This window comes from Methyloceanibacter sp., from assembly GCF_058506495.1.
Genome location: NZ_JBZMXT010000125.1, coordinates 1 through 4,565, shown reverse-complemented (window position 1 = coordinate 4,565; position 4,565 = coordinate 1). Strand labels below are relative to the sequence as shown.

The following is a 4,565-nucleotide window of genomic DNA, read 5'->3' as shown; positions in this document are numbered from 1 at the left end:
GTTATTCAGAGGTTCCCTAGCTCCGCGGTGCAAGGGATGCCAGTCGGAACAGCATCAAACTACCGATCACCGCGGCAAAAATCGAAGCCGAAAGGATTCCAAGCTTTGCAGCGTTGAGAATTGCCGGCTCGAACGCCAGGCCAGCAATGAACAGCGACATCGTGAACCCAATTCCGGTGAGAAAAGCGCCAGCCGCGACGTATGGCCAAGATAGACCTGGGCTCAGCAGCGCCAAGCCGCAACGGACAGCGAGCCAGCTGAAGGCGAAAACGCCAATCGGCTTACCCAGCACCAGGCCGACGATAATCGCCACCGAGACAGAATGCCCGAAATCAGCGCCATGGATCGTGATGCCGGCATTCGCCAGCGCGAAGATCGGCATGATTGCAAAGCCTACCCAGGGATGCAGCATGATTTCGAGCCGTTCGACGGGCGAGAGGGATTCCGACACCGCACGGCCAGCCTGACGGAGATCGCGGCGGTCTGCGGTGTCTCCGCTCCAATGCTCGCCTGCCGGATAGGCAAGAACACGCCCGAGAACCGCGCGCAGTCTCGCGTCGCTCACCCAAACGCGGGTTGGCGTCATCAGTCCGAGGATGACGCCGGCGATCGTCGCATGGATGCCCGAGGCGTCGAAGCACAACCAGATTATGCCGCCAAGGAGAAAGTAGACGGGAATGCTTCTGATCCCGAAGCGCGAAACGACTGCAACCACCCCGAGCCCCCCAATTCCGAGCCCGAGAGCGGTCCAGTTCATCGCTTCGCCATAGCCGAAGGCAACGACGAGTATGGCTCCAACATCATCAAAGATCGCAAGGGAAAGCAGGAACAGACGCAGATTTGGCGGGATCCGGCTGCTGAAGAGCGCAAGACATCCGATCACGAACGCGGTGTCGGTCGCCATGACGGTTCCCCAACCGTGCATTCCGGGCTGTCCGGTCATCAACGCCAGATACAGGGAGACCGGTACGACCATGCCTCCGACGGCCCCTGCAAGGGGAAGCGCAGCCAGTCGGGGATTGCGCAATTCACCAAGAACAATCTCCCGCTTGAGCTCGAGAGAAATCACGAAGAAAAAGAGCGTCATCAACCCGTCATTGATCCAGTGCCGCAAGGAACGGGTGTAGTCCAACGTCCCGAATGTCAGGCCAATCGGGGTCTCCCAGAATGCCAGATAAGATTCGGCCCAAGCCGAATTGGCCAAAAACATCGCGACAAGAACGGTCAAAAGCAACAGGCCAGCTGCGGCCGCCTCGATCTTCAGAAACCGTGCAAAGGGAGCCGTGATCCAGTCCGAAGCCTCACGGGGCAGCCTTGCCTTATTTTCGACCATGGAATTGGTTTTTTAGGGGTGGCAATAGAGCAGTCCACGCCAATATTTCAGGCAATGCGCCGACCTTATGTCCGGTGCTAATTTTCTGAGTTCCAGTTAGCTTCACTGGACACCACTATCTGCCGAGTCTCTTTACCGCTTTGCTTGTTACCGCATTGCTTGCAGCCGCTACAGTCGTAAAAGCGAGACCCCCGAGCGCGCGCTGGCCTCCACGAAACCTACTTCGTTCAGCCAAAGAGTCTAAAAGGCCAGGGTCAGAAATTCCGCAATCAGATGCTATCGGATGCGACGCTCTTCGGTACGACATGCCGTTTCCTCCACAATTCGGGCGATAGACTCCTGCGTCTCATACGACATGCGCGCCTGCTCTTCTGGGGAAAGACCTGGCAACTTGCCAATGTCCAGGCGCGCATACATTCGCGCGGCATGATCCCTAAGAGCACTAGGGTCGTGCTCGAATACATGGCACAGAAGATCTTGGATCAGAATCTCATGAGCCCTAAGGCGTGCAAATATCTTGATTTCTTGTTCTGAGATCATAGCCGTTTCCTGTTATCCTAGCGATGGATATCGCGGTTGAGCGAAGGCGCCTCAAAAGTCTACGCATCAAGGTTCCAACATGAAATTGTTGACCGTGGCCTAGGAGATTGCGGGAACACGTGCATGCTGCAACTGTCGCGGCAGCATGGCAACGTCCTTTCAAACGGGTCATTTTCGCAGGCACTCGTTCTCCACGCACACGCATATGTTCGATCGCGGCGCTGATATCAGAACGATCCAGACGCTGCTCAAGCAAGAGAAGCTGGAGACGACCGCGAGCTATACGCGGGTCGCCACCGGCCTCATCACAGCCATTCAGAGCCCGCTCGACCAACTCGACATGCCGCAGAGCGTCAAGGCCGGGAAGCGGCGACGTGGCAAGAGTTGTCGCAACCGCCATTGTCTCAAGTGTCAGGGGGCGGCGGCGCGCGACTGGCTCGAGGACCGGGAAGCGGAACTGCTGCCCGTGCCCTACTTCCATGTCGTCTACACACTGCCAGCACCGATCGCCGACCTCGCCTACACCAACAAGGCGGTGATCTACGACATCCTGTTCAAGGCTTCGGCGCAAGCAACCTTGACGATCGCTGCCCATGGCTTCCAACTTCCAAGTTTCCTCCTCCAGCCCGGAGAAATGCACGATGCGCACTATCTCAATACTCGCCGCACTTGCGCTAGCCATTGCAAACTTGTCCGTCGACGATGCCTGGGCCGGTGAAGGAGCGAAGGCGGCAAAGTCCCCGCCAGCCTCGACTGTCGCCAAGTCGCTGACACCCGGCCCTGACGCTGCTAGCAGGCACGAGATCGACGTCGGCGGACAGCATATCAGCTATACGGCCACGGCGGGAACGCTGCCTCTAATCGAGAGCGATGGAACGCTGGCGGCGCATGTCTTCTACACCGCCTACGCGGCAGACGCTGCAAGGCGGCCGAGGCCGGTCACCTTCGTTTTCAACGGCGGGCCCGGCGCGGCATCCGCCTTCCTTCACATTGGGGCGCTTGGACCACGTGCCGTCCCTTTCGATGACAAAGGCTCGGCGGCCCTACATCCATTACGCTTGGTGGACAATCCTGACACGTGGCTCCTCTTCACGGATCTGGTATTCGTAGACCCCGTGGCGACGGGTTACAGCCGCGCCGTCGTTGGACAGGACAGAGCCAAGAAGAAGTTCTTCGGCGTTGACCAAGACGCAGAAGCCATGAGCGAAGTTGCACGCCTCTATCTGACGCGCCAAGGGCGCTTGCTCGATCCTGTCTTCATTGTGGGTGAAAGCTACGGCGGTTTCCGAGCTATTTTGGTTGCCAAGCGCCTGCTGCATTCCGGCTTCAAAGTTCGCGGAGCCGTTCTGATCTCCCCCGTGATCGAGTTCTCTTTGATCCGGGGTGATGCAGTCACAGTGCTGCCGATCGCCCTGTCACTGCCCTCGATTGCATGCGCCCATGCTGAGCTGAAAACAGGAACGAAACCTGACCCTGCCAAGCTCAAGGAAGTCGAAACGTTTGCGCGCGGGCGCTACGTCGAACATCTGGTTGCAGGAATGCGAGAGGATCCCGAGATCAATGAGACGCTCGCCCACTTCACGGGGCTGCCAATCGATAGGATCGCGCGACATCATGGGCGTGTGTCGGTCAGCGACTTCACCGACGCATTCCGCCGAAGACACGATCGCGCCCTGAGCCTTTACGATGGATCAGTCAGCGTGGCGTTACCCCGGCCCGCCAGCAGGTATCATTCCGACCCGATCCTCGACTACGCCGTGTCCGCCCTCAGTCCAGCATTTGTCGCTTATGCGCGAGACGACCTCGGCTATGCGACCGATCTTGCCTATGACTTGCTCAATCGCAAAGTCAGCAGCCAGTGGGATTACGGTTTATCCCCACCGCGGCAAGGCTATGCCGGGGCACTCGATGATCTCCAAGAGGCGCGTACACAACTTCCGTCACTGCGCATCTTGGTCGCCACCGGTTGTACCGATCTCGTGACGCCCTACGCGGTATCGCAATACTTGATAGATCACATACAGCCCATCGATGGTGCGGTGCCGGTCGAAATGAAAATGTACCAGGGCGGGCACATGATGTACTTACGCGCCCCTTCGCGAAATGCGCTCACGACCGACGCCCAACGAATGTACGACGAGGCGATGCGCTCGCGGAGCGATTGACTGCATGCTCTGTCGCGACACCGCAGCGGCCCAAGCCTCGATGTCGCTTCTTGGCCCGGAGCCAAACAGTTCATTTATATAAAATATTCAACACTTGTGGCGCCAAGAGGACCTGTCTGGGTAATCAGGTGAAACGAAGCCGCCCAACCTGAAAGTCTCGCCCGTTTGCCGCCTCTGGACCGAGTTGCTGCGTGCTATAATCTGGTCGATGAGATCGACGACCGCTAGGTGCCTTTCCCTCTCCCCGTCCCTACCGACTGCGTTTTCGTGCGTTGTCGCGGCGTCGCGCAGCACACCGAAGATTTCGTGTTCCGGCATAAGGGCGCGGTCATACATGGCAAGCAGAAGCGACGCGCAGATTGCGAGCGCGGCGAGTCCCGCATAGTCGGTCTGAAAGGTCATCCCGGGTGTCCTCTCTTCACATTGCAGGTCAGGCTACAAAGGCACGGCGCGGCCTGGTGCGCCTCTCCATACTGACGGCAATTGCTGTGTGCTGAACTGATCGAAAGAAGTCTTGTGTCGTTATC

4 protein-coding genes and 1 pseudogene are annotated in these 4,565 nt (G+C 58.3%); 2 read left to right on the top strand and 3 right to left on the bottom strand.

Annotated elements, in window-relative coordinates; translation table 11 throughout:
• Positions 1–16: 16 nt before the first annotated feature.
• Positions 17–1,333, bottom strand: coding sequence for a Na+/H+ antiporter NhaA (nhaA, locus tag AC33YF_RS12965; RefSeq protein WP_491777628.1), 1,317 nt, complete (start codon positions 1,331–1,333; stop codon positions 17–19).
• Between the two features lie 276 nt (positions 1,334–1,609).
• Complete coding sequence (locus AC33YF_RS12960; protein ID WP_491777627.1) at positions 1,610–1,873, bottom strand: hypothetical protein; 264 nt, start codon at positions 1,871–1,873, stop codon at positions 1,610–1,612.
• A 382-nt stretch (positions 1,874–2,255) separates the two neighbouring features.
• Here AC33YF_RS12960 and AC33YF_RS12955 point away from each other — a divergent pair.
• Both AC33YF_RS12955 and AC33YF_RS12950 read left to right on the top strand, forming a co-directional pair.
• Positions 2,256–2,465, top strand: a pseudogene (locus AC33YF_RS12955) (transposase zinc-binding domain-containing protein); the annotation flags it as partial.
• A 49-nt stretch (positions 2,466–2,514) separates the two neighbouring features.
• On the top strand, positions 2,515–4,038 hold the full coding sequence (locus tag AC33YF_RS12950; protein WP_491777626.1) for a S10 family peptidase: 1,524 nt from the start codon (positions 2,515–2,517) through the stop codon (positions 4,036–4,038).
• An 87-nt stretch (positions 4,039–4,125) separates the two neighbouring features.
• On the opposite strand, the gene AC33YF_RS12945 is transcribed toward AC33YF_RS12950, so the two are convergent.
• On the bottom strand, positions 4,126–4,440 hold the full coding sequence (locus tag AC33YF_RS12945; RefSeq protein WP_491777625.1) for a hypothetical protein: 315 nt from the start codon (positions 4,438–4,440) through the stop codon (positions 4,126–4,128).
• Between the last annotated feature and the right edge of the window lie 125 nt (positions 4,441–4,565).

Bases quoted from the DNA above. Each gene is read 5' to 3' on its own strand.
- nhaA (WP_491777628.1), bottom strand. From the start codon at position 1,333: ATGGTCGAAAATAAGGCAAGGCTGCCCCGTGAGGCTTCGGACTGGATC.
- AC33YF_RS12960 (WP_491777627.1), bottom strand. From the start codon at position 1,873: ATGATCTCAGAACAAGAAATCAAGATATTTGCACGCCTTAGGGCTCAT.
- AC33YF_RS12950 (WP_491777626.1), top strand. From the start codon at position 2,515: ATGCGCACTATCTCAATACTCGCCGCACTTGCGCTAGCCATTGCAAAC.
- AC33YF_RS12945 (WP_491777625.1), bottom strand. From the start codon at position 4,440: ATGACCTTTCAGACCGACTATGCGGGACTCGCCGCGCTCGCAATCTGC.